This is a genomic window from Bacillus sp. SD075 (genome assembly GCF_017355165.1).
Taxonomy (GTDB): domain Bacteria; phylum Bacillota; class Bacilli; order Bacillales; family DSM-1321; genus Peribacillus.
Genome location: NZ_JADILK010000028.1, coordinates 1 through 22,499, shown reverse-complemented (window position 1 = coordinate 22,499; position 22,499 = coordinate 1). Strand labels below are relative to the sequence as shown.

Below are 22,499 nucleotides of genomic sequence, written 5' to 3'. Positions count from 1 at the left end.
TCAATTAAACCGATTTTTTTACTGGTGAAGGAAGCAAAGGTACATCCAAATGTTCTTGTTTAGCTTTTTTCATTGCTTTGTCCTTCCGAACGTCACGCAAAAATAGGGAGAGAACGATACCGGCAATTGCGAAGCCTGTTGCCCAAAAGAATGCATCATTGATTCCCATCACATTTGCTTGACCTTGGATTTGTGAAGAAATCAGCGACATGGCAGTTTCCTGTGCCTGTTCACTTGTTTGATTCATCGAAGTCATGATGGATTGAACGATTGTTTGGAAATTCTGAACAAAACCGGGATCACTCGTACTCATTTCCGTTCCTAAAGCCGTTCCATGGAAAGAAGCACGGGTAGTATAAATGGTCGTCACGAAGCTCGTACCAATGGCTCCCGTTACTTGTTTAAGCGTATTGCTCATTGCCGTACCATGTGTATTCAAATGCTTAGGAAGCTGATTCATCCCAGCTGTCATGATGGGCATCATCAGTAAAGACATTCCAAGTGCGCGGATGGCATAGATGATGACCAAAGTCGAATAGGTTGTTTCTGTAGTCAATTTAGCGAATTCGAAGGTTGTGACGGCAGTAATCGCTAAACCAATTAGTGCTAATGGACGAGGTCCGATTTTGTCAAATAATGCTCCTGAAATGGGTGACATCACCATCATCACAAGGGCCCCGGGTAACATCAATAGACCGGATTGAACTGGTGTGAAGCCTCTTAAAGTCTGCAAATATATAGGCAATAAGAATATCCCGGTAAACATGGCCACTGTGACGATGGCGGAAATGATATTCGATAATACGAACATGTCATACTTAAATACACGGAAGTCGAGCATAGGAGTATCGGATTTAAGCTGTTGAACCACAAATAAGGTCAAACTGATCAGCCCAATGATGATCGTTCCCAGAACGATGGAATCCGTCCAGCTTTTGGAACCTGCTTCACTGACACCGTACAGTAATGAAGCAACACCTAGCAAGGATAGAGAGGCACCCAACAAATCCAATTTGATTTTCCTTGGTTCTGCTACATTACGCATGCTTAAAAAGGCGAGTATCATGACAATCATGCCTAATGGCACCATTGCGTAGAACATGACCCGCCAGCTATATTCCTGAATCACCCAACCTGATAAAGTCGGGCCGATGGCAGGGGCAAACATAATGGCAAGTCCAAATATCCCCATTCCTTTCCCGCGCATTTCCGGAGGGAAGATGAAAAGGATGATCGTCATGACCAATGGCTGTAGGATCCCGCCGCCAGCCGCCTGGATCAGTCGGCCTGTAAGTATGACGGGGAAATTTGGTGCGATGCCGCAGATGAATGTCCCGACGGTGAATAGAAACATGGCAGCAAGGAATAAAATCCGCGTGCCAAACCGTTCTATTAAAAAAGCGGACAATGGGATCAAAGCTCCATTCACGAGCATGAATCCAGTTGATAGCCATTGAATCGTAGTCGCAGCTACATTGAATTCTGCCATCATCCTCGGCATGGCGACACTAAGCAGGGTTTGATTCAAAATGACCATGAACAATCCTAGCATTAAGATAATTAACATGGGGGCAAACTGTTTCATTCCCTTGTTTTCATTTACTGAGATGGTTTGAGAATCCATTTAAAGAAAAGCCTCCTTTCTGTATGACGGTGTAGCCTTCTTATTTAGTTGAAATTTTCACTTCTGCGTTCATTCCAGGCAGAACTTTATCGGATGGTGCTTTGATGGAAATTTTAACTGGTACTTTTTGAGTGACTTTTGTATAGTTTCCGCTGCTGTTTTGATTGCCCATCACTGAAAAGACAGAAGTTGTGGCATAACCGATTTGTTCCAACGCACCTTCGAAGACAGTATCGGGATCTCCATCGATGATAATATCGACGCTGTCACCTTTTTCGATATTTTTCAATTTATTTTCTTCAATATTAGCCGTTATAGACAGATCATCCATATTGATGGTCTGAGCTAGCGTTTGACCCGCTTGAACAAGCTGCTCATCATGCACTTGTGTTTTAACGATTGTACCTTGTGCTGCGGGTTTTACCGCTTCATTTCCGTCTAAGGTGGTTACATTGGCAACTTTGTCACCCTTACTTACACTGTCTCCTTCGTGTAAGTCCCAATCTGCCAGTTTACCGGCTGCTGGGGCAACGATGGTATATAGCTCTCCCGATACTTTCGCTTCATCCGTTTTAATGAAATTCGTGCTTTCATAATAGTAATAAGCCCCGCCGGCTAATACCGCTATTATAATAACCAAACCAATGACATTGATTAAAACTAAACGTCCTCTATTCACTTGTTTCGCCTCCAAATAATATTGATGATGTATTCCTTTTTTTGATTAACTTTCAGTAGAGATATAAACGACATCGCCTCCTATTCTAATGTTTATTTGTTAATTTTAATAAATATTAATTTTTATAAGTATTAATATTATTAAGTAAAGAGTTTATCACCTTAATTATTTTTTGTCATGTAATTTATTCGGAATAATAATGGGGGATAAATACAGTGAAATAGTAAAAATTTGAATTTTTTTTTAGTTTTAAGGATATATGGAAAGTAAAGTTGACATTGGAATGCCATTTAATTAAATTTAAGAGGTAGGATTGTCCTATATAAGGAGTGAGAAGGCTGGAATTTAAATGGGAAGTAACTAATAGTATAGAAATGCAGATCTTTCGAATTAGGAAGAAGCTTAGGGCCATCGTAGCAAAAAATCTTCAGCCTTATGGATTAACGTCGCCTCAGTTTTTCATATTATTGATATTGAAAAAAGAGGGGTCGATCAAATCGACTAAGCTGGCTGACTTCTTAACCGTAAAGCCAAGTGCGATTACCGTATTTGTAGATAAGCTGGTCGAAATGGATTATGTGAAACGGCAGCCCTCTGAAAAGGATCGCAGGGTCATCAATCTTGAATTGAAAGAGGCAGGGGAAGCAATTTTAGGGAGAGTCCTTGCGGATCATAACCAATTGATGGGAAAGAACTTCAACTCATTCTCAGAAGATGAACTGCAGGATCTTTTGAAGAAATTGGATACGATTGAAAAGGCGGCCGATAAGAACCTTTTGGATGATTGAAAGAGGGGGCATACTCTAAATGGAGGAGAAAAAAGACGGTTCCCGGGAACCGTCTTTTTTAATCTTCTTCATACTGAACAGATATTTCGTTATCTTCCTTATGGAAGGACTGAAAGCTGACGATCAGCTTTTCAAGATGTTCCAATTGTTCGTCATATTCTATGACTGCAGAAATCAATGGTACAAGGCGGGCAGAGAGATGGCCCAGGTTATCATGCATTTTGTCCACTTGATTCTGCTGTTCGAAAAAGTGGGCGAGCAGCTCTTTACGGCTTAAACAATCCTGATCCCACTCTTCAATCTCCTCGATGGACTTGATTTTTTCAATATGCAGTAATATCAACTGTTCATGCTTTCGGATCAAGGAATCAAGCTGCTGTAAGATACTCCTTTGGAAATCTTCAGGCATTTGATATACTTCATTCTCGAATTTATGGACTCTCTTCAAAGTTTCAAACGCTTTTTTTGTCGTTATGATCATCTGCCGATAAACGACAAGCTTTCTTGCTTTAGCTACACTGTTCTTCTTGAAATATTCCCGTTCCTCTTTGTACATGGAATAGATATGTTCCAGATCGAGTAACTCCGCCTTCAAGCGGCTGATGTCTTTTTTCAATAAAGTGTGTTCTGTAGCATGTCTTGTGCTGATTCTGATCCATTTCAAGATGTCTTCCGTTACATCTGTAATGCGTGTATAAAGCTTTGCTTCGTACTTTGGAGGAATGAAAACCAGATTCACGATAAACGAAGAAACGATTCCAAGCAAAACGGATGAGAGACGAATAAAGGCAAAATTCAGGAATTCCCCGTCTTGGTTTTCCATGATGGCAATGACCGTCACGATGGAAAGGACAATCGTTTTATCCATTTTCAGTTTTAAATTGATGGTTATGACAACCATTACGGCAAGACCGATTATAAAAATATCATTTCCGAACAACAAAACGAAGGAGACAGCAACCAATGCGCCAATGATATTTCCTTGAATTTGCTCCAACACCGTCTGATATGAACGATAAATGGTCGGCTGTATTGCAAAAATTGCAGCAATCCCAGAAAGGACAGGAGCAGGAAGGTTAAGCAGTTCCGATAGATAAAGCGCTAAAACAATTGCTATTCCTGTTTTGAGAATGCGGGCACCAAACTTCATATATAGGTTAATCCTTTCTTTGTGTTGTAATGATCGTGGTAAGAAAAGGCTCTATTTATATATAGGCTTTTGCTTAAAGTTGTATTCTAACTTATTTGTTAGTACTTTACACTAAAATAAGAAGATGTAAACAAAAAGTAATATACAGGATTTTCCTGAAAGTTACAATAGCTAAAAACAAGTTTAATATATAAAGAAATGATAGGCAATTTCTTGCTTGCTTTCAACTGTGTTTTTTCATCGTTTACTGGAAAAGGCTGATGCTCGAATTGAAGAGCATCAGCCTTTTTTATTATATTTTCAGGATCACTCCGTGGATACAGCAGGATCCGCCTGTTCTTTAACTGGAACGACTTGTAGGAAGTGCTCGCCAGGATTTTGAAGCAGTGTTTCTAAGGATGCCGCTTCTTCGGTTTGACCATGATCTTTCAAGAGGGACGTGTATTTGCCAAGAAGTTCGGCCACGTCCTGCAGGCCTTTAGCGGATAGGGGCTCAATGGAAATCTTTGCACCTTTCGCAACCCGTTTCTTAATGACTTCTTTGGTCAATCCAGATTCAGGCTGTTGCCGTAGATAAACGACACCGCCTGTCATCCCTGCGCAAATCCATGGACCGGGATCACCCAGAACTAAACCTCTCCCATTTGTCATGTATTCAAAAGCGAATCCCTTAATATTGGAAGTCACCGCAATATTACCGTTTTCCTTTTCAGGAAGTGGCTGTTTCAATAAACCGCCAATGATCATATCCGCTCCGGAAAGACGAATTCCCGCCCTGGCATCTGCATCACCTTGGGCAATGAGGAGACCATGCTGTGCACCGTAACCAAATCCCTTACCGACAGAGCCATTGTAGAACTTCCCATCTTTTCCTGGAGATTTAAAGATGGCAATATTACCGCCAATCGATGTTTTGCCAATACCATCTTGGGCACCGCCATTCACGCTGATTGAAATTCCCTCCGTATTGTATGCCCCAAGTCCATTACCCGGGATGGAACCATCCTGGTAGGATAGGTGAACGGGAGGAAGTTGTTTGTATGACCCATCCAATCTGCCCCTAACCCGGTGACAGGACACCCTGCTGCCAAGTACACGCTGCTCGGCAGTGATCGAGCTATAGCTCCGGGATTGATGCAGATCATCTACATGCGAATCCAGATATTCAGCGCCAACGGCTACCTGCATGGAGCCTTCATTCAAATATGCCGCCGTTTCTTTATGTGAGAACGGTGTTATATCAAGGTTTTTCAATAAATACGTTAAATCCAATGATTGTTGACCTGTAACTTGCTGTAGCAAATCGGAACGTCCGACGATATCCTGAAGATTCTTCACCCCAAGTGAACCTGTCAAAGATTTGAGTTCTTTTGCAAATGCACTGAACATATTCGTTAATCCCTGAACGGCTAAATCAAACTTTCGTGGAACAAAGCGGCGCAGCCCATGTTCTTTCGCCTGCGCTTCCGATTCAATTTGGGTGGCGATGCCCACATGGCATGTATCAAGGTGACATCCGCGGCATGTTGTACAGCCGACAGCAATCATCGAAAGGGTTCCAAAACCTACCCGGTTTGCTCCAAGCAGCATGACCTTCAATACATCCATCGAGCTTTTTAAACCACCGTCAGCCCAAATTTCAACATTCTGACGAATACCTGACTCAAGCAGAGCATTATGGGCCGCTTTCACCCCTATCTCAACTGGTAGACCGACATGCGCGAGTGCATGGATCCTGGCTGCACCCGTTCCGCCATCAAAGCCAGAAAGCGTTATGATATCTGCGCCCGCTTTTGCGACGCCGACAGCAATCGTACCAATGTTTGGAACGACCGGTACTTTGACGGCAACTTTTGCTTTGTCGTTTGCCGTTTTTAGCTCATGGATCATTTGGGCCAAATCTTCAATTGAATATATATCATGGTTATTGGAAGGGGAGATCAAATCGGAACCGATTGTTGCATTTCGGGCTTCTGCGATTTTCGCTGTGACCTTGGAACCGGGAAGGTGACCGCCTTCACCAGGCTTTGCCCCTTGCCCAATTTTAATTTCCAATAGATTTGAAGAGTTCAAGAGTTCTGCATTGACACCGAAACGGCCGGAAGCAATTTGCTGTCCGCGGGATTTCGGGTACTTGCCCAGCATATCCTTGATTTCCCCGCCTTCACCATTCATGCTGATCATGCCTAACCTCTCGGCAGCTTCTGCATATGCCCGGAAAGCAATCTCATTCTGTGATCCAAAGGACATGGAGGCTATGACGAACGGCATTTCCTGTTCGCCGACCGAAAGACTGACATCTTCAGAAGGAATGGAAGCATCTGAAGTTTTTAATGAGGTCAAGTGGCGGATCGCCGTAGGATTGGATTCTTCCTGTTCGGTGATCTTTTCACGATAAGCATCATAGTCCCCGGTTGAAGCAACTTCCCCGATGGACTTCCAAATTCTAGGGAATAAATGAAAGGTCTTTCCCATCCGTTCTTTTTCATTGCTGTAATCTGCTGCACGCTGGATGGCATCTGCCTTGATTTTATCAAAATTATAGTCCAGATTATTGGATCCAAAGAAGTTAGCCACATTTAAATATTTCGCGATTTCCTCATGTAAACCGATGCTTGAGAAAAGTCTTCCATAACCGCGCAGCTCATGAATGCCAATGGTGGAGATGACTTTCTCAAGCCCTTTCGTCAAGGAGTTATATAGATTGGTAACCCCCTTGAGGTCATCTGAAGCTAAGGAAAGGAACATATAGTAGGGGCTGATTAAGTTGGCCCCAAGACCATAAGAAACGATGATATCATGCAGTGACCTTAGCGATGCTGAACGTAAAAGGATGGAACAATCACGGCGCTTGCCGGTGCGGACCAACGCTTGATCGACGGCTGAAGTGACGAGGTGTGGATCAAGCCAAAGGTTGCCGTTTTGATGGGCAAGGGCATCATCCAGAACGAGCAGCGTTTTTCCTTCATCCACTGCATTGGCACTTTCATCCGTAATCCTGGCCAAGGCATCCGTGATATTTTCATCCTCTTTGAACGTGCTTGAAATGAAGTGCACGAGTTTTTGATCTTGGTTATATTTAATGAACTGATCATAGCTTGGCTGCGATACGATAGACGAGCACTCATAACCCGTTGATCCTTCAATCAATAAGGGAGTCAGCAGCTCCGTAACCTTTCCTGCCTTATTCGATTCGAAAAGGGAAGGTCGTTTTCCGATGATCGTTCTTGTTGAGAAGTGCTCGGTTTCCCGGTCCCGGTCGATCGCTGGATTGGTTACAACGGCCACACTTTCCTTGATGAAATCAGCAATGTTGGTCCGTTGGGGATTAAGTGCTGCCAGTGGCGCATCGTGACCAAGTGAACGAATAGGCTCAGCGCCTTTTTCGGCCATCTGTTCCACTAATTGGACATGCTCCCTTTCCCAGCCAAATGCTTTATACTGCCCATTATGAATGGCTTGCGTGTTTGTCATGGAGACAACCTTTTCAAAAACTTGGGGCTGTAAGCGGAATCGGTCATTGGAAAGGACGAAACGATCATTGAAGAGCTCAAATACTTTATCCTGGTAATCCTTGTAAGTGTACAATTCAATACGGTCGCCGTTCCATTTCAAACCGATTTTTTCCCCTGGACCCATCGGTTTCGGATCCCCGGTATATTCACTGGAAGGGATGATCCCAGGTTCGGAAGTGAACATATAGGATGATTCCGTTTCAATATTCCATAGCGGGCGCAAGCCTAAAGAGTCGACAGAGAACACGGCTTCATCGCCGAAACGAGAGATGATGCCTGCCGGACCTTGTGCAAAATGACCCCATGCTTCCCTTAAATACGTATATAAGTCTTGTAAGTGCTCGGGATATTCCTTGATTTCATTGATGATTGGCGGAAACATAAGATCGACAGCTTCAAATAAAGAGTAGCCATGACGGCAGATGAAAGTTTCGATTGTCTTGTTTAAATCCTGTGAGTCGCTTCCATCTTTAGCGATGGGAACTCCGACCATTTTCGCTTCATCACGCAATTTGGCGATGGTATTGATTTCGCCATTATGACCAAGTACACTGAAAGGCTGGACCCGGAAGAAGCTTGATAGAGTGTTAGTTGAAAAACGATTATGTCCCAGTGTCATGGTGGACGCAACCAAAGGGTCGGCAAGATCAAGGTAATAGGCAGGGAGCGTATCCCCAGCACCCATCACTTTGTATACCGCATGATGCTGGCTTAAAGATGCAACATGGATGAAATCACTTTTTTCGATGTCGGAAGTCAGCTCAAAAAGAACATTTGAAAGCTCCTGTTTGTTATTAATGGTGGAGGTACAGGCAAATTGCCAGAATACTGGGTCTTCTTGAATGGCAATCGGTCCCAATGCCTCGGAGCGGTAGGCTTTATCCGTTTCGAATATCAATGAGAGACCATGTTGGAGCAGTTTCTCCTTAACTTCGATTTTTAAGTCGTTAGCTTCTGCTTTTTTGCTTAAAAATAAGTGGCCTACTATGAAGGAATCTTGATCGACGATGCCTGAATCGATATTTACCGCTTCAAGCTTCTTTTTCCAAAGAGCCCGGGGAATATCGATATGGATACCGGCGCCATCGCCCTCACCATTGATGAAACCACAACGATGGTTCATTTTAACCAGGGCATCGATACAGGCAAAGATGTTTTCGTTAGTAGGGATCTTCTTTTTTTCGATGCAGGAAACGATTCCGCAGGCATCATGTTCTTCCTTGTGAAATTCTTTGAATGTAGCAGGTGTCCATTGTTGGGTCATATATGTGGCTTGAATAAGGGTGCCCTTATTCTCAGCCTTTCACCTCCTGTAGCATGTGTTTAATGGGGGAAATATTAGTAAACCCGAACAATAGTCCAAGTTTTGATAGATTGAAAGAAAGTGTATAAATGTATATAAATGTATCCATATCATATCATTTAAATATTCAGAAATCAATTTTTTATACAATCGGATGGATGCTGTTATTGATGGGATTTTTGTGAGGATTGGCTTGAAATGCTAATATTAAAGATTTATTACAGCGAAATAAGAAACCCTCAAGATGGATGTACATCCTGAGGGTGTATAAAAAATGCATAATTATGCTGGTTCAATTTATTGTATTAGGTTTTTGAATGCATGTTCAACCGCTTTTAGAGTATATGCGATATCATCATCCGTGTGAGCAATTGTCAAGAACCAGGCTTCGTATTTGGACGGTGCCAAATTGATTCCCTGGTTGAGCATGAGTTTGAAGAACTTAGCGAACATTTCGCCATCCGTATTTTCCGCCTGCTCATAGTTTTCAATTTTTTCTGTCGTGAAATAGATCGTCAATGCCCCTTTAAGGCGGTTGATGGTGATTGGGATATTGTATTGAAGAGCCGCTTTCAGGATGCCTTCTTCAAGGATTTTTCCCAGCCGGTCAAGTTCTTCGTACAGCCCCTCTTCTTTAAGTACCTCTAAGCAAGCTATCCCGGAAAGCATGGAAGCTGGATTTCCTGCCATCGTACCTGCTTGATAGGCTGGTCCTAGCGGGGCGACAGTTTCCATGATCTCTTTTTTACCGCCATAGGCACCAATAGGAAGCCCTCCCCCGATGATTTTTCCAAGAGCGGTCAAATCGGGTTGAATTCCCAAGAAGTCCTGTGCCCCTCCATACATGAAGCGGAATGCTGTGATGACCTCGTCGAAAATGACGAGTGATCCAGCTTCGTGAGATAGTGAAATGACTTCTTCCAAGAAGCCAGGGCTTGGTTCCACGATTCCAAAGTTGCCGACGATCGGTTCAACCAGCACGCCTGCAATTTCATTGCCCCATTTATCAAGTGCTTCTTTAAATGACTCGATATCATTGAAAGGTACCGTGATAACCTCTTGTGCGATGCTTTTTGGAACGCCGGCAGAGTCCGGTGTACCTAGAGTGGACGGGCCGGAACCTGCAGCGACGAGAACAAGGTCGGAGTGTCCATGGTAACAGCCAGCAAACTTGATGATCTTATCGCGTCCTGTGTAAGCGCGGGCCACACGGATGGTTGACATGACTGATTCGGTGCCTGAATTGGTGAAGCGTACTTTATCCATGGAAGGTATGGCTTCTTTCAACATTTTGGCAAATTTGACTTCATGTTTTGTCGGTGTGCCGTATAAAACGCCCGTTTCTGCTGCTTTAACGATAGCTTCCGTAATATGTGGATGAGCATGCCCTGTGATGATCGGGCCATAGGCAGCTAAATAATCGATATATTTATTGCCATCAACATCCCAGAAATAAGCCCCTTTTGCATGATCCATCGCAACTGGTGAACCGCCGCCTACGGCTTTGAAAGAACGGGATGGGCTGTTAACCCCGCCGACGATATGTTCCAATGCCTCTTTATGTAAAAGCTCCGAATTACTAAAATCCAATCTTAAAACCTCCTATATATATAAACATATTACCTCTTAATCATAGCACTTTTTCGTCCGGAAATCTGGAGTGGGGGGCTGGGAAATGTGACTCGTCCCATGATGGAACCGCTGCAGCCCTAGAAGCATCTGGATTCAGGGCCATCATTTTGTTTGGGAAATGGGGTCGGAGCCCAACACTCCGGTTATAAATGTAAGAATGGCCAAAATGGTGGCAGGGTTTTCGATGTCGAAGGATTGGCGGTTCATTTCTCCCTTGGCATGGTAATAGATTAGGTGACCGGTTCCTTTTTCTTCATTAATATCAAGGTGAAAACTTATGGGGGTGCTTTCGATCGATCCGCTGGAATCCCTCTGGATGACCTGGCATAATAATTCCCCGTATTCATCTTCATAAAGGAAGTCATATCGAAGGTCGATTACGACCTTTTCGATTTGTGATAGTAAAAATCTTTTAATATTCATAGCATACTCGTCTCCTTTATATATGTATCTGGTACAACGATCATTTCTCCCTGAAAATGGTATATGGCATCCAAGCATTTTTATTGTCTAAAAAGGTTAGGTTGGATAAACTAATTCATTAGGACAAGAGATTACGGAGGATATAACAGGATGAGTGATGCAATTCAAGTGAAACAGCTTCGGAAGGAATTTAAGTCGGCATCAAGCCGTACAGGCCTAAAGGGTGCCTTCCGGGATTTACTTACTAGAAATTATAAAATCGTCCCTGCCGTCAATGATATCAATTTTACTGTAAAAAAGGGTGAGATGGTAGCTTATATCGGGGAAAATGGTGCTGGGAAATCGACCACTATCAAAATGCTGACAGGTATTTTGGAACCGACAGCAGGTGAAATCACGGTCAATGGAATGAATCCACATAAAGAAAGGGAAAAGTTCACTCAGACAATCGGAGTCGTATTTGGCCAGCGCTCACAGCTTTGGTGGGATATTGCGGTTCAAGAATCCTTTAGGTTGCTAAAAAAGGTCTATAAGGTGACGGATGAACAATATAACGATCATATGGAACATGTCATCCAGACGCTCGATATCGGACCTTTGCTGGACAAACCAGTGCGTAAACTCTCACTTGGTCAGCGAATGCGGTGCGAGCTTGCGGCAGCCTTGATCCACAACCCACCTTTGCTGTTCCTGGATGAGCCGACGATTGGACTTGATGTACTCGTGAAAATGAAGATTCGTGAGTTCCTTAAAGAAATCAATGAGAAATATAATACGACAATCCTTTTGACTACCCATGATTTAGGAGACATTGAAGCATTATGTGAGCGCGTAATCATGCTTGATGAAGGCCAAATCATTTATGATGGTGAATTGCAGAGTTTAAAAGATAACTGGGCTGAGGAAAAACAGATCCATTTTCAATTCATCGAGCCGGTCGCATTGAAGGAATTGCAATCATTAGCGCTCCCGTTTACCGCTAACTGGGTTTATGATGAGAAAAATCAAATATACATAGCCTTGTTGAAAGAAGAAAGTGATCATATTTCACAGCTTGTCTCGGCTGTCGTATCTCATTTTAAAATAAAGGACATCAAAATCCATGAAACGTCCATTGAAGAGATTGTTCGCAACATTTACGAAAAAGGCACTGTCTGACTCTCTTATCATTAAGGAACAACGTGTCTATCAAGAAGGGGGAGGGCCATGGGGAAGTATCTTGCAATGATCCGCATGCGTTTTTTGATGATGCTTGCGTATCGAACGGATTATTATACCGGCATTTTAATTTATAGCATTAATATCGGTGCTTATTATTTTTTATGGAATGCGATATATGGAGAAAAAAGCTCCATCGAAGGACTTTCAGGTATGCAAATGACAACCTATGTCGCTGTTGCATGGATGGCGCGCGCTTTTTATTTCAATAATATTGACCGCGAAATCGCCACTGAAATTAAAGACGGCAAGGTCGCCATTGAAATGATCAGGCCTTATAACTATTTAGGCATGAAAACGATGCAAGGACTTGGGGAAGGGATATTCCGTTTCTTCTTCTTCTCGATTCCAGGAATGCTGCTGGTAGCTTTCATTTTCCCTATAGAATTGCCGCACGAGCCGGCTACTTGGGGGATATTCGGCATTTCCTTGCTGTTCAGTTTCATCATCAATACACAAATAAACTTATTGACGGGTATCACTACCTTTTTCTTATATAATAATGCCGGATTGATCCGGGCTAAAAGGGTTATCATCGATTTATTTTCAGGTTTGCTGCTGCCCATCAGTTTCTATCCGATATGGGCGCAGGAAGTGATGAAATATTTGCCGTTTCAAGGGATCAGCTATGTACCGAGCATGATTTTTACGAACGGGTACAGTTCAGGCGAAATTGGCATGGCGCTTTTACAGCAGTTAATTTGGTGCATCATTCTCATAATACCGATTCAGCTTTTATGGATAGTCGCAAAAAAACAGCTGATTATTCAAGGAGGTTGACGGGATGTTTTATGTATCGATGTTTTTCCAATATGTGAGTCAATATATGAAAACAAGATTGCAATATAGAGCCGATTTCTTCATGGAAATCCTATCTGACCTGCTGAATCAGGTCGTGAATCTGGTATTTATCTTAGTCATTTTTGGACATACCCAATTTTTAAGCGGCTGGAGCCGTGAAGAAATCATATTCATTTATGGATTCTTCCTTATCCCATTCGCCCTATTTTCTGCTTTTTTCAACATCTGGGATTTTAATGACCGCTATATTGTCAAAGGTGAAATGGACCGGATTTTAACAAGACCGATACATAGCCTGTTCCAAGTCATTTTAGAAAGAATCGAGCTAGAAGCGTTATTTGGTGTTGTTACCGGTTTGATCATTATATTCTATTCGGGGATTTCATTGGAGTTGCAGCTTGCGTGGTATGACCCGATTCTCTTCATCATTTTTGCAATAGGCGGGGCCCTCGCTTATGCAGCCATTTTCGTTGCGATAGCAAGCATTGGGTTCTGGTCGGATGCGAAAACATCCATCATGCCAATGATGTATAATATCGGGAACTACGGGCGCTATCCTGTTGATATTTATAATAAGGTCATCCGTTTTGTCCTTACATGGGTGCTGCCATTCGCGTTTGTTGGTGTCTATCCGGCATCTTATTTCCTTAGAAAAGAAGAGTGGTATGCATATGCATTTGCCACACCTGTAATTGGGGTTGCCTTTTTCGTGATATCCGTTTTCATATGGAATCAGGGAGTGAAGAGGTACCGCGGGGCAGGGAACTAAAAGAACCCCTTCAACGACATTCATGTTGAAGGGGTTTTTGTTTAGTTCCGTTTTTTCTTTCTTGCAATATACCTTGCTTGTGCTTGAACATATTGTTGCTTTTCCTCTTCCGTTTCCGGTATGACCTGAGGTACGCTTGTCGGCTTACCGTCTTCATCAATGGCCAGCATCGTTAAAAAAGCGCGTGCCGTAAGCTGTTTTTCCCCTGTTAATAGGTTCTCGCGCTCCACTTTGACGAATACTTCCATTGATGTACGATGAGCACAAGTGACGTAAGCTTCAAGGTTGATCGCATCCCCAGTCTTGATGGGTGCCAAAAAATCAAAAGAGTCGCTTGAAGCAGTCACAACGGGCTTTCGACAATGACGCATAGCTGAAATGCAGGCTATTTTATCAACATATGCCATTACTTTTCCGCCAAAGATGGTATTGTGATGATTTGTATCCGGTGGAAAAACAAGGTCGGTTAAAAAAGTCCGTGACTGCTGTATTGGATGGGCAATGTTCTTTTCAATCATTTGCCTGTTGGTTTAGCTAAAAGGTTTTCACGGACGATTTTTGCCGCTTCGACCATGTTTTTCAGGGAAGCGACGGTTTCCGGGATACCCCTTGTTTTCAGGCCGCAGTCGGGATTGATCCAAAACTGGTCTTTATCCAATACCTTGATGCCCCGTTCAATCATATCGACCATTTCTTCCACTGCCGGCACACGCGGGCTGTGAATATCATACACACCCAGGCCAATCCCTTTTTCGTATGTTTTCTCCTCGAATGCCGAAGCAAGCTCCCCATGACTACGGGATGTTTCGATGGAAATTACATCGGCATCAAGGGAGGAGATGACATCCATGAAACTGTTGAAGTCGCAATAGCACATATGCGTGTGAATTTGGGTTGTATCCTCAACGCTTGATGTGGATATCAAGAAAGAATTCACAGCCCAGTTCAAATACTCGTCGCGATCACTTTTTTTCAATGGCAGACCTTCTCTAAGTGCGGGCTCATCAACCTGAATCATTTTAATTCCAGCGGATTCCAAAGCAATGACTTCTTTTTCCAAAGCAAGCGCCAGCTGATAGCAAACATTCTCCCTGGAAATATCATCACGGACAAATGACCAGTTCAAAATCGTAACAGGACCTGTAAGCATTCCCTTTACCGTCTTCTTCGTAAGGGATTGTGCGTATACACTTTCCCTGACTGTCATCGGTTCGATGAAATGGATGTCGCCGTAGATGACTGGTGGTTTCACGCAGCGGGAGCCATAGGATTGTACCCAGCCCTTCTCTAGAAAGACGAATCCGCCTAACTTATGGCCGAAATATTCAACCATGTCCGTCCGTTCGAATTCCCCGTGAACGAGAACATCCAAACCGATTTCTTCTTGGATGTCGATCCACCTGCCGATTTCCTCATTAACGAATGTTTCATATTGCGAAGCGGTCCATTCTCCTCTTTTGAATTTCCCGCGTGCTTGTTTAACTTCGAATGTTTGCGGAAAGCTACCGATCGTAGTCGAAGGAAGAAAAGGTAAATTGAAATATTCCTGTTGCTTTTGGTAACGATCTTTAAATGGAAGCTGGCGGCCGGCGGTTCTGGCCTTAACCTTTTCGACATCGGTTTGTACACTCCCGTGATTCCGTGCATTTGAACTTGCTAACGTTTGAACCGTAAATTTATTTGCAGCGACTTTTTCGGCGATTGATTCAAAGCCTTGATTATTCCCTTTGACCAAGAGTGTGATTTCCTCAAGTTTCTCATCAGCGAAAGAAAGGGCCTCTTTCACTTCTTTTGAAAGGGCGGTTTCATTACGAACGGTCACCGGGACATGAAGCAAGGAACAAGAGGGCTGAAGCCAAATTTGATCTTCGGCTACCTTTTTCTTAAGAGTCTCGATCAATCGGATTTTTTTCGATAAATCAGATAGCCAAATATTTTTTCCGTCAATCACACCTGCAGCAAGCACTTTATCCTTCGGGAAACCGTATGTTTCAAGATTACTTAGATTCCTTCCTTTATCATGTACAAAATCAAGACCGATTCCTTGGACTTGTAATTCAATGACTTCTTGGTAATGTTCCACGGCATCAAAGTATGTTTGTAGCATGATGTTCAGGTTGGGTGCTGCTTCATTCAATTTTTCATAGAGGTAAGTAACAGTTTGCATATCATCTTTGGAAATGGATGAAACAAGAGAAGGCTCGTCCATTTGAACCCACTTCACGCCTTCTTGTTCCAATTCCCGCAGGATTTGCGTATATAGGGGAAGCAGGCTCAGGATGATGCCCGGGATTTCTTGTTTATTGAATCCTTTGGAAAGGGAGATGAAAGTATAAGGTCCGATCAACACTGGTTTCGTTTCAATCCCTAGCTTTTCCTTGGCTTCCCGATAGGCTGCAAGTGGTTTATTTTCTGTTAAAGTCAGCTGTGACAGTTTTAATTCAGGGACAATATAGTGATAGTTTGTATTGAACCATTTCGTCATTTCGGAAGCGACTTCATCATTGTTTCCGCGAGCCATTGAATAATAAACAGAAAGGGGAACGCTTCCGCCTTCATAAGCTGAATAACGTTCAGGAACAAGACCGAACATGACGGACATATCCAGCATTTGATCATAGAAAGTGAAGTCGTTGACTGGAATGATGTCAATGCCTCGTTCCTTCTGTTTTTGTAAGTTGCCTAAACGGATGGCTTTTAGTTGTGCCGTAAATTCTGCCTCATCGATTTTACCGGACCAGTAAGCTTCTAATGTACGTTTCCATTCACGATCTTCCCCGATTCGAGGGTAACCCAAACTACTGCTTTTCAAAATTCCCATCCTCCTACATTCATTTAATTGAACAATAAAAAAAGCATCCCTAACAGTCAAAAGAGAAAGTTAGAAATGCTTAAAATAAAGAGGCATACAGAATGCCCCTTACAATTATAAGGTCCCTAACACCTCCCTATCTCCCGTAGGTTAAAACAGTGTTGTCGAAATAGGCAGGTCTCCTGACTTAGGGAATATCATTAGCGGCGGGCCTTCCCGATCCATTGATCAGTGGCATATTGGATGGCGCTAACATTCCGATTACAGTGGCGGGACCGTGCCGGAATTACACCGGACTTCCCTTTTAATCCTAATGAAAATTAGGAACCTATTTCCACATATGAAATTTTGCGAAACCTGCCTTGATTCTTGTTTGCAGGTCAAATATTTATAAAATAAAAATTATTATAAAAATTTAGACAATCGTAACATATCCGACCAAAAGGGTCAACATGGAAAATAGAATCGGAAAAGTATCCGTTCTACTAGGCGTGTCGGTATAAGGAAGAGGTCTGTCCCTAAAAAAGAATATATTGTTTGGACAGGGAGTATGTATAGAAGGAGTGGCGTTTTGAAATGGGGCGTGGGGGATGACTTTCTACATCTTGATTGCTGGAATCATTTTTTGTATGGTGATGAGCATTCGTACGTTATTTCTAGTTGAGTCAGGGGGAAAGAAGTTTTCTCTGGAGGATATGCTGTGGCTTGGCAATTTATATGCGACGATATTAGTTGGGTTTGCACTGATTTATTTATTATACGAGCTTCAGAATCATTCGGTGATTCTTGATATGGGCAATCGATTGGATGGCACTTTCTATGAACAGTTGAAGACTTCTTTTTATTTTAGTGCGATGACGATGTTTTCAGTAGGGTATGGGGATATAGCCCCGATTGGCATGGGCAGGATGATAGCTACCATTCAGGCTTTCATTGGGTATACACTGCCGGCAGCGTTCGTGATTCGGACAGTGATCGATCTGGAGCAGAAAGATAGGAAGGATAAATGAAAGTTGTGTTTCTTTCGATTATTGGGTACTCTTACCATAATGAAAGAAATGGAGGGTTCAATATGACTGTTAAAATTGGAGAAAAAGCACCTGATTTCAAACTTCCTGCAAACAATGGTGAAATGGTGTCCCTATCGGATTTTAAGGGGAAATACATTGTTTTATATTTTTATCCAAAAGACATGACGCCAGGTTGCACGACGGAGGCTTGCGATTTCCGAGACCATAATGAGCAATTTGAGGAATTGAACGCGGTCATCATTGGTATCAGTCCAGATCCGGCGGCACGTCATGAAAAATTCATCGAAAAACATGGATTGCCTTTTCTGCTGCTGGCCGATGAAAATCATGAAGCGGCTGAATCATTTGATGTTTGGCAATTGAAAAAGAACTTCGGCAAGGAGTATATGGGCATTGAACGTTCAACGTTCCTGATTGATAAAGCTGGTAAGGTAGTCAAAGAATGGCGTAAAGTAAAAGTCAAAGGCCACGTCGAAGAAGCGCTTGGAACTCTTCGCGACCTCGAAAAATAGGGACAGGCAGATGAAGGATGAGCGGATAACGAAGCTTGCAGCCAGGCTGATTCATCATTCGATACAATTACAGCCAAAAGAGAGAATCCTCATACGGGGGCATATCAACACGAAACCATTATTGAAAGAGCTGATTGATGAAATATACAGAGTTGGTGCTTATCCATATGTAGAACTTGAAGACAATGAGATAAGCCGCCACTTGTTACAAGGGAATGAGAAGGAACAACTTGACATATCTTCGAAATGGGCCATGAACAAATATAGGGATATCGATGCAGTCATCATCATCACAGGGGAAGAAAACGATATGAAAATGGCTGAAGTTCCCATCGAGAGGCACCGTCTTCAAGGGGAGGCGATGAAATCCCCCACTCTTTTCTATGTAAACAACCGACGTTGGGTCTTACTTAATTATCCCACCAACGCATCCGCGTATAAAGCCGGCATGACATTCGATAGGTACCAAGACTTCCTTTTGAACGTATGCACCATGGATTACGGAAAAATGGAGGCGTCCTTGAATCCGTTAAAACAATTGATGGAACGAACTGACAGAGTCAGGATCGTTTCACCAAGGACAGATTTGACCTTTTCCATCAAAGGTATGCCTGCCATCATATGTGCCGGAAAAAAGAATTTACCGGATGGGGAAGTGTTTACGGCACCTATAAAAGATAGTCTCAATGGAAGGGTAGCTTTCAACACACCCGCAACCTATGAAGGAATCACCTTTAGTGACATAGAATTAAACTTTAAAAAGGGAAAAATTATTAAAGCGACATCCAATCGTGACTCTGAAATGAACCAAATTCTTAATATTGATGAGGGGTCTCGGTTTATTGGCGAGTTCGCAATTGGAGTCAATCCATACATATTGGAACCTATGGGCGATATCTTGTTCGACGAAAAAATAAGCGGGAGTCTGCACTTAGCTCTTGGGCTTGCCTACGAAGAAGCGGATAATGGAAACCGTTCATCGATACATTGGGATATGGTCTTGATCCAGCGTCCCGAATATGGTGGTGGCAACATCTATTTTGACGACGTACTGATCAGACGGGATGGCGTTTTCATTTTGCCAGAATTACATGCATTAAACCCAAATTCTTTAAAATAAAGCCTTTTTTAATAAGGGTGAGGCTTTTGTCCAACTCAAAAAGGGGACGCCAGAATATGCTTTATTAAGGGAATACCTCCTCAGAGAAAGTTGCGCGGGACACATAGAGCCCGTGTTTTTTTTATGTTAATAAAGAGAGTTAACATGTTGATACTTTCAACTGTAATAGAGGCCCTAAACGGAGATGGTGGAATAATTTCCTGAACCAAAAATGACGGACGGATGGCCCGCTTCGTGAAGCGGAAACATTAATTACATAGGGTGAAGACTTAACTGAAGAAATCATTGGGGACGCGGCGAACTTGAAATGGATCATGATCATGAGTGCATGGTCGGTGCAATCGGAAAGGAAGTGGCTCGTCTTGGAAAGCCTTTGGGATGACTTCGACGGGGGTAAACCAGAGCGGGAAACCAGTGGAAACCATGGATCACCTTTATACCATGGATAATTTATTGAAAGCCATACCGGGAGGCGATTATATCGTATCAGTCCTGCCAAGTACGGAGGAAACGAAGGGCCTACTTCAAAAAGAACACATTAAAGGAATGAAAGGATCTGCAGTATTCGTGAATATTGGCCGCGGTGACCTGATTAACGATGAAGTGTTGATAAAAGCCTGGATGCCGGGGGATTATCTCATGCCACCTTTGTTGTATTTGATCCGGAACCTTTAGGAAAAGGGCATCCGTCTTGGAGGACGGAGAATGTTACAGTCACCCCGCATCTATCAAGTAAAAGGGGAATATCTACCAAGAACCATTGCCATATTCGGAAAAAGCAAGCAAATACATGAAAGCTGGAAAAGGCTTCGCCAACGTAATCGACTTATTTAGGGGATACTAAACTCAATGCAAAAATGGGAAAGATTTAATGTGTTCAAGAATAAACTAAAAAAGAATGGTTGAGCCATTGCATTATTGACAAATTCAACGCATAAAAGGTACACTATTTATAAATATTATAATTTAAGAATTCATACTTAATGAGAAAAAGGGGTGGATGACGGTGTCTGAAGTTCAGTTAAAAGAAGCGTTGGATTCCTTAAAAGATACCGGTGTAAGAATAACTCCTCAACGCCATGCGATACTTGAGTATTTGATAAGCTCCATGTCCCACCCTACCGCTGATGATATATATAAAGCGCTGGAAGGCAAGTTTCCAAATATGAGTGTGGCAACGGTTTATAATAACCTGCGTGTTTTCCGTGAGGTAGGTTTGGTAAAGGAACTTACGTATGGTGATTCTTCAGCAAGGTTTGATTTCGTTACGACGAATCATTATCATGTAATTTGCCAAACTTGCGGAAAAATTGTGGATTTCGATTATCCTGCATTGGATGAAGTCGAGCATTTCGCAGCACAAGTCACCGGTTTCAATGTTAGTCACCATCGGATGGAAATCTACGGCGACTGTACGGATTGTGCAAAAAAAGAATCGCATTAAAAAAAGTTCCTCCACTAGGTTGGAACTTTTTTCATGTTATGAAGTAATGATACATGTGTTAAGGACATCGGAAAGGGAATTCAGCTAGCCGAATTCTTCTAATCATGCAGGCTTTTTCGGTTGTATTTTTCGTTGAATTCTTCGCCTTCCAACTTTTTATCAAGTGTCAATGGTTCTTCACAATGCATGCAAATATCTACACGCCCTAGTATTTTTGTAGGTTTGCCGCAGTTAGGGCAGACAACCTGGATTGATTTTGTAGAAAGCAATCCAATCCAAAAATAAACCCCGGTGCTTGCGATTATGAATAAAAGGCCCAGACCCATGAAAATCGTCATGACAACAGGATGCGTTTTGAAGAAAAGCCCAAGGTACATTACGATAAAGCCAATGAAAATCAAACTCAAAGCAAAAGTACGTATTCTATTGATTTTGCTAGAATATTTAGCCATGGATTGTCCCTCCTAAAATATAACTTTAACTATAACATAAACAATGGGTGGAACAAAAAAGAAATAAAGGATACATATTACTTTTGAATTGAATTGGTTTGGGGTAAGGGAAATAAGCAGGAATTTGAAGAGTTTTGTCGAAAGTCTAAAAAAAAAGGTTTTGGAGGAATTTATGATGGAAGATATCCTTCGCCCGATTTATCAAGAGCGAGCAAGTTTAAAATCTACACTTGGAATCTTGTTAATAGAAAAAAGAGAGGATAATAGCCCGATTACCGATACATTTGACTACATTCTTTTTGTAATCGCAGGCGATGCCGAAGAGGCCGTGTTTTTAAAACATTACACATACCAGGATAAAAAGGCAGCCTTGCATATCGTAAAGGAAGACCAGTTAAAAGAATGGCTCCTATTAGGGACGAACCGCAAAGTGGTTGACTGGATATATAACGGGAAGGTCCTTTTTGACCGGAATGAATATTTGGACCGTTTGAAAACCGAAATCCGTGAATTCCCCTTCTATGGAAGGAAGTTAAAGATGGGGATGGAATTCGCGAAGTTAATTCGCAGGTACATGGATGGGAAAAGTTTCTTTGAAAAAGGCCATTACCTTGAGGCATACAACCATATCGTTCATTCCTTGCATCACTTGGCCCGCTTAGAAATAATTGAACAAGGCTTTTATCCGGAGGTTACGGTCTGGAACCAAGTGAAGCATATGAAACCTGAAATCTATAAGTTGTATAAAGAGTTGATCAGCAGTGAGGAAACTCTCGAAAAAAGATTGGAGCTTCTTTTCCTTGCTAGTGAATTTCTTATTTATTCGAGGACGAATGCAGGTTCACAGCATTTGGTCGAAATAATGGGGACGAAAGAAGACCCGTGGATGGTTGCGGAGCTTATGGACCATCCGGAAATTAAGTTCTATTCAGTCGACCTAGGTGTTTTATTGGAATATTTGATCGAGAAGAAGGTAATCGACGTCATCAAAGCGGAGACAAAAGGGCATGAGGTATATCATCGGTTTTATCGGGTGTCAAAAAACTTTTAAAAAAATGTGATTTTAGTGTTGACCATTAATAATATAGGTGTTATATTAATACATGTCGCTGCGGGACATCAGCTTTCGCAGCTTCATCAAAACAAAAAAACTTAAAAAACATGTTGACAACAAAGTTGAAAACATGATAAGATGTAAAAGTCGCTTACGAAGTAAACGACAACGG

At 42.4% G+C, this 22,499-nt stretch carries 19 protein-coding genes, 1 pseudogene and 1 riboswitch; of the genes and pseudogenes, 11 read left to right on the top strand and 9 right to left on the bottom strand.

Annotated features, from left to right (window positions below; all coding sequences use genetic code 11):
• Positions 1-4 precede the first annotated feature (4 nt).
• Complete coding sequence (locus IOC57_RS17175) at positions 5-1,609, bottom strand: DHA2 family efflux MFS transporter permease subunit (RefSeq protein ID WP_396020853.1); 1,605 nt, start codon at positions 1,607-1,609, stop codon at positions 5-7.
• Positions 1,610-1,664: 55 nt separating this feature from the next.
• On the bottom strand, positions 1,665-2,303 hold the full coding sequence (locus IOC57_RS17170; RefSeq protein WP_207439834.1) for a biotin/lipoyl-containing protein: 639 nt from the start codon (positions 2,301-2,303) through the stop codon (positions 1,665-1,667).
• A gap of 329 nt (positions 2,304-2,632) precedes the next feature.
• Here IOC57_RS17170 and IOC57_RS17165 point away from each other — a divergent pair, with 329 nt between their 5' ends.
• Positions 2,633-3,091: a MarR family winged helix-turn-helix transcriptional regulator gene (locus tag IOC57_RS17165; RefSeq protein WP_063234830.1), complete on the top strand. Its 459-nt coding sequence runs from the start codon at positions 2,633-2,635 to the stop codon at positions 3,089-3,091.
• Between the two features lie 58 nt (positions 3,092-3,149).
• Here IOC57_RS17165 and IOC57_RS17160 read toward each other — a convergent pair whose 3' ends face one another.
• The 4 genes from IOC57_RS17160 to IOC57_RS17145 form a co-directional block, all read right to left on the bottom strand.
• Entirely contained in the window at positions 3,150-4,241 is a 1,092-nt protein-coding gene (locus IOC57_RS17160; protein WP_207439833.1) for an FUSC family protein, read from the bottom strand.
• A 306-nt stretch (positions 4,242-4,547) separates the two neighbouring features.
• The gene (locus IOC57_RS17155) at positions 4,548-9,020 is read right to left on the bottom strand and encodes a glutamate synthase-related protein (RefSeq protein ID WP_207439832.1); all 4,473 of its coding nucleotides are present in this window, start codon (positions 9,018-9,020) and stop codon (positions 4,548-4,550) included.
• Between the two features lie 336 nt (positions 9,021-9,356).
• On the bottom strand, positions 9,357-10,649 hold the full coding sequence (locus IOC57_RS17150) for a glutamate-1-semialdehyde 2,1-aminomutase (RefSeq protein ID WP_207439831.1): 1,293 nt from the start codon (positions 10,647-10,649) through the stop codon (positions 9,357-9,359).
• 144 nt (positions 10,650-10,793) lie between these two features.
• On the bottom strand, positions 10,794-11,114 hold the full coding sequence (locus IOC57_RS17145) for a hypothetical protein (protein WP_207439830.1): 321 nt from the start codon (positions 11,112-11,114) through the stop codon (positions 10,794-10,796).
• A 150-nt stretch (positions 11,115-11,264) separates the two neighbouring features.
• Between IOC57_RS17145 and IOC57_RS17140 the strand changes: the two genes are divergently transcribed.
• The 3 genes from IOC57_RS17140 to IOC57_RS17130 are packed head-to-tail and all read left to right on the top strand — an operon-like array spanning position 11,265 to position 13,902.
• Positions 11,265-12,272, top strand: a complete 1,008-nt coding sequence (locus IOC57_RS17140; RefSeq protein WP_207439829.1) for an ABC transporter ATP-binding protein — start codon at positions 11,265-11,267, stop codon at positions 12,270-12,272.
• Between the two features lie 48 nt (positions 12,273-12,320).
• Positions 12,321-13,112: an ABC transporter permease gene (locus tag IOC57_RS17135; protein WP_063234836.1), complete on the top strand. Its 792-nt coding sequence runs from the start codon at positions 12,321-12,323 to the stop codon at positions 13,110-13,112.
• A gap of 4 nt (positions 13,113-13,116) precedes the next feature.
• Complete coding sequence (locus tag IOC57_RS17130; RefSeq protein ID WP_207439828.1) at positions 13,117-13,902, top strand: ABC transporter permease; 786 nt, start codon at positions 13,117-13,119, stop codon at positions 13,900-13,902.
• A 41-nt stretch (positions 13,903-13,943) separates the two neighbouring features.
• Here the strand turns inward: IOC57_RS17130 and IOC57_RS17125 are convergent, their stop codons facing one another.
• Positions 13,944-14,420: an acyl-CoA thioesterase gene (locus IOC57_RS17125; protein WP_207439827.1), complete on the bottom strand. Its 477-nt coding sequence runs from the start codon at positions 14,418-14,420 to the stop codon at positions 13,944-13,946.
• The gene (metE, locus tag IOC57_RS17120; RefSeq protein WP_207439826.1) at positions 14,417-16,723 is read right to left on the bottom strand and encodes a 5-methyltetrahydropteroyltriglutamate--homocysteine S-methyltransferase; all 2,307 of its coding nucleotides are present in this window, start codon (positions 16,721-16,723) and stop codon (positions 14,417-14,419) included. The genes IOC57_RS17125 and metE overlap by 4 nt, the downstream gene beginning before the upstream one ends.
• A 146-nt stretch (positions 16,724-16,869) precedes the next feature.
• A riboswitch (cobalamin riboswitch) is annotated at positions 16,870-17,061 on the bottom strand.
• 243 nt (positions 17,062-17,304) lie between these two features.
• On the opposite strand from metE, the gene IOC57_RS17115 reads away from it, so the two are divergent.
• From IOC57_RS17115 to perR, 6 genes and pseudogenes are all read left to right on the top strand, one after another.
• Complete coding sequence (locus tag IOC57_RS17115) at positions 17,305-17,724, top strand: potassium channel family protein (protein WP_034305333.1); 420 nt, start codon at positions 17,305-17,307, stop codon at positions 17,722-17,724.
• A gap of 62 nt (positions 17,725-17,786) precedes the next feature.
• On the top strand, positions 17,787-18,257 hold the full coding sequence (bcp, locus tag IOC57_RS17110; RefSeq protein ID WP_207439825.1) for a thioredoxin-dependent thiol peroxidase: 471 nt from the start codon (positions 17,787-17,789) through the stop codon (positions 18,255-18,257).
• A 10-nt stretch (positions 18,258-18,267) separates the two neighbouring features.
• Entirely contained in the window at positions 18,268-19,377 is a 1,110-nt protein-coding gene (locus IOC57_RS17105) for an aminopeptidase (RefSeq protein ID WP_207439824.1), read from the top strand.
• 378 nt (positions 19,378-19,755) lie between these two features.
• Positions 19,756-20,048, top strand: a pseudogene (locus IOC57_RS17100) (NAD(P)-dependent oxidoreductase); the annotation flags it as partial.
• A gap of 34 nt (positions 20,049-20,082) precedes the next feature.
• A complete protein-coding gene (locus tag IOC57_RS25985) occupies positions 20,083-20,211 on the top strand; it encodes a hypothetical protein (RefSeq protein WP_286184953.1) in 129 nt (42 codons plus the stop codon).
• A gap of 166 nt (positions 20,212-20,377) precedes the next feature.
• Positions 20,378-20,821, top strand: a complete 444-nt coding sequence (gene perR / locus IOC57_RS17090) for a peroxide-responsive transcriptional repressor PerR (protein ID WP_076371177.1) — start codon at positions 20,378-20,380, stop codon at positions 20,819-20,821.
• A gap of 98 nt (positions 20,822-20,919) precedes the next feature.
• On the opposite strand, the gene IOC57_RS17085 is transcribed toward perR, so the two are convergent.
• On the bottom strand, positions 20,920-21,273 hold the full coding sequence (locus tag IOC57_RS17085; RefSeq protein ID WP_207439822.1) for a YgzB family protein: 354 nt from the start codon (positions 21,271-21,273) through the stop codon (positions 20,920-20,922).
• A gap of 175 nt (positions 21,274-21,448) precedes the next feature.
• On the opposite strand from IOC57_RS17085, the gene IOC57_RS17080 reads away from it, so the two are divergent.
• The gene (locus IOC57_RS17080; protein ID WP_207439867.1) at positions 21,449-22,324 is read left to right on the top strand and encodes a nucleotidyltransferase-like protein; all 876 of its coding nucleotides are present in this window, start codon (positions 21,449-21,451) and stop codon (positions 22,322-22,324) included.
• Positions 22,325-22,499 lie beyond the last annotated feature (175 nt).

Excerpts from the sequence above, each read along its gene's own strand:
- metE (WP_207439826.1), bottom strand. The coding sequence starts at position 16,723 with ATGGGAATTTTGAAAAGCAGTAGTTTGGGTTACCCTCGAATCGGGGAA.
- IOC57_RS17145 (WP_207439830.1), bottom strand. The coding sequence starts at position 11,114 with ATGAATATTAAAAGATTTTTACTATCACAAATCGAAAAGGTCGTAATC.
- IOC57_RS17155 (WP_207439832.1), bottom strand. The coding sequence starts at position 9,020 with ATGACCCAACAATGGACACCTGCTACATTCAAAGAATTTCACAAGGAA.
- IOC57_RS17085 (WP_207439822.1), bottom strand. The coding sequence starts at position 21,273 with ATGGCTAAATATTCTAGCAAAATCAATAGAATACGTACTTTTGCTTTG.
- IOC57_RS17125 (WP_207439827.1), bottom strand. The coding sequence starts at position 14,420 with ATGATTGAAAAGAACATTGCCCATCCAATACAGCAGTCACGGACTTTT.
- IOC57_RS17115 (WP_034305333.1), top strand. The coding sequence starts at position 17,305 with ATGACTTTCTACATCTTGATTGCTGGAATCATTTTTTGTATGGTGATG.
- IOC57_RS17135 (WP_063234836.1), top strand. The coding sequence starts at position 12,321 with ATGGGGAAGTATCTTGCAATGATCCGCATGCGTTTTTTGATGATGCTT.
- IOC57_RS17105 (WP_207439824.1), top strand. The coding sequence starts at position 18,268 with ATGAAGGATGAGCGGATAACGAAGCTTGCAGCCAGGCTGATTCATCAT.
- IOC57_RS17140 (WP_207439829.1), top strand. The coding sequence starts at position 11,265 with ATGAGTGATGCAATTCAAGTGAAACAGCTTCGGAAGGAATTTAAGTCG.
- IOC57_RS17080 (WP_207439867.1), top strand. The coding sequence starts at position 21,449 with ATGGAAGATATCCTTCGCCCGATTTATCAAGAGCGAGCAAGTTTAAAA.
- IOC57_RS17130 (WP_207439828.1), top strand. The coding sequence starts at position 13,117 with ATGTTTTATGTATCGATGTTTTTCCAATATGTGAGTCAATATATGAAA.
- bcp (WP_207439825.1), top strand. The coding sequence starts at position 17,787 with ATGACTGTTAAAATTGGAGAAAAAGCACCTGATTTCAAACTTCCTGCA.
- IOC57_RS25985 (WP_286184953.1), top strand. The coding sequence starts at position 20,083 with ATGTTACAGTCACCCCGCATCTATCAAGTAAAAGGGGAATATCTACCA.
- IOC57_RS17160 (WP_207439833.1), bottom strand. The coding sequence starts at position 4,241 with ATGAAGTTTGGTGCCCGCATTCTCAAAACAGGAATAGCAATTGTTTTA.
- perR (WP_076371177.1), top strand. The coding sequence starts at position 20,378 with ATGACGGTGTCTGAAGTTCAGTTAAAAGAAGCGTTGGATTCCTTAAAA.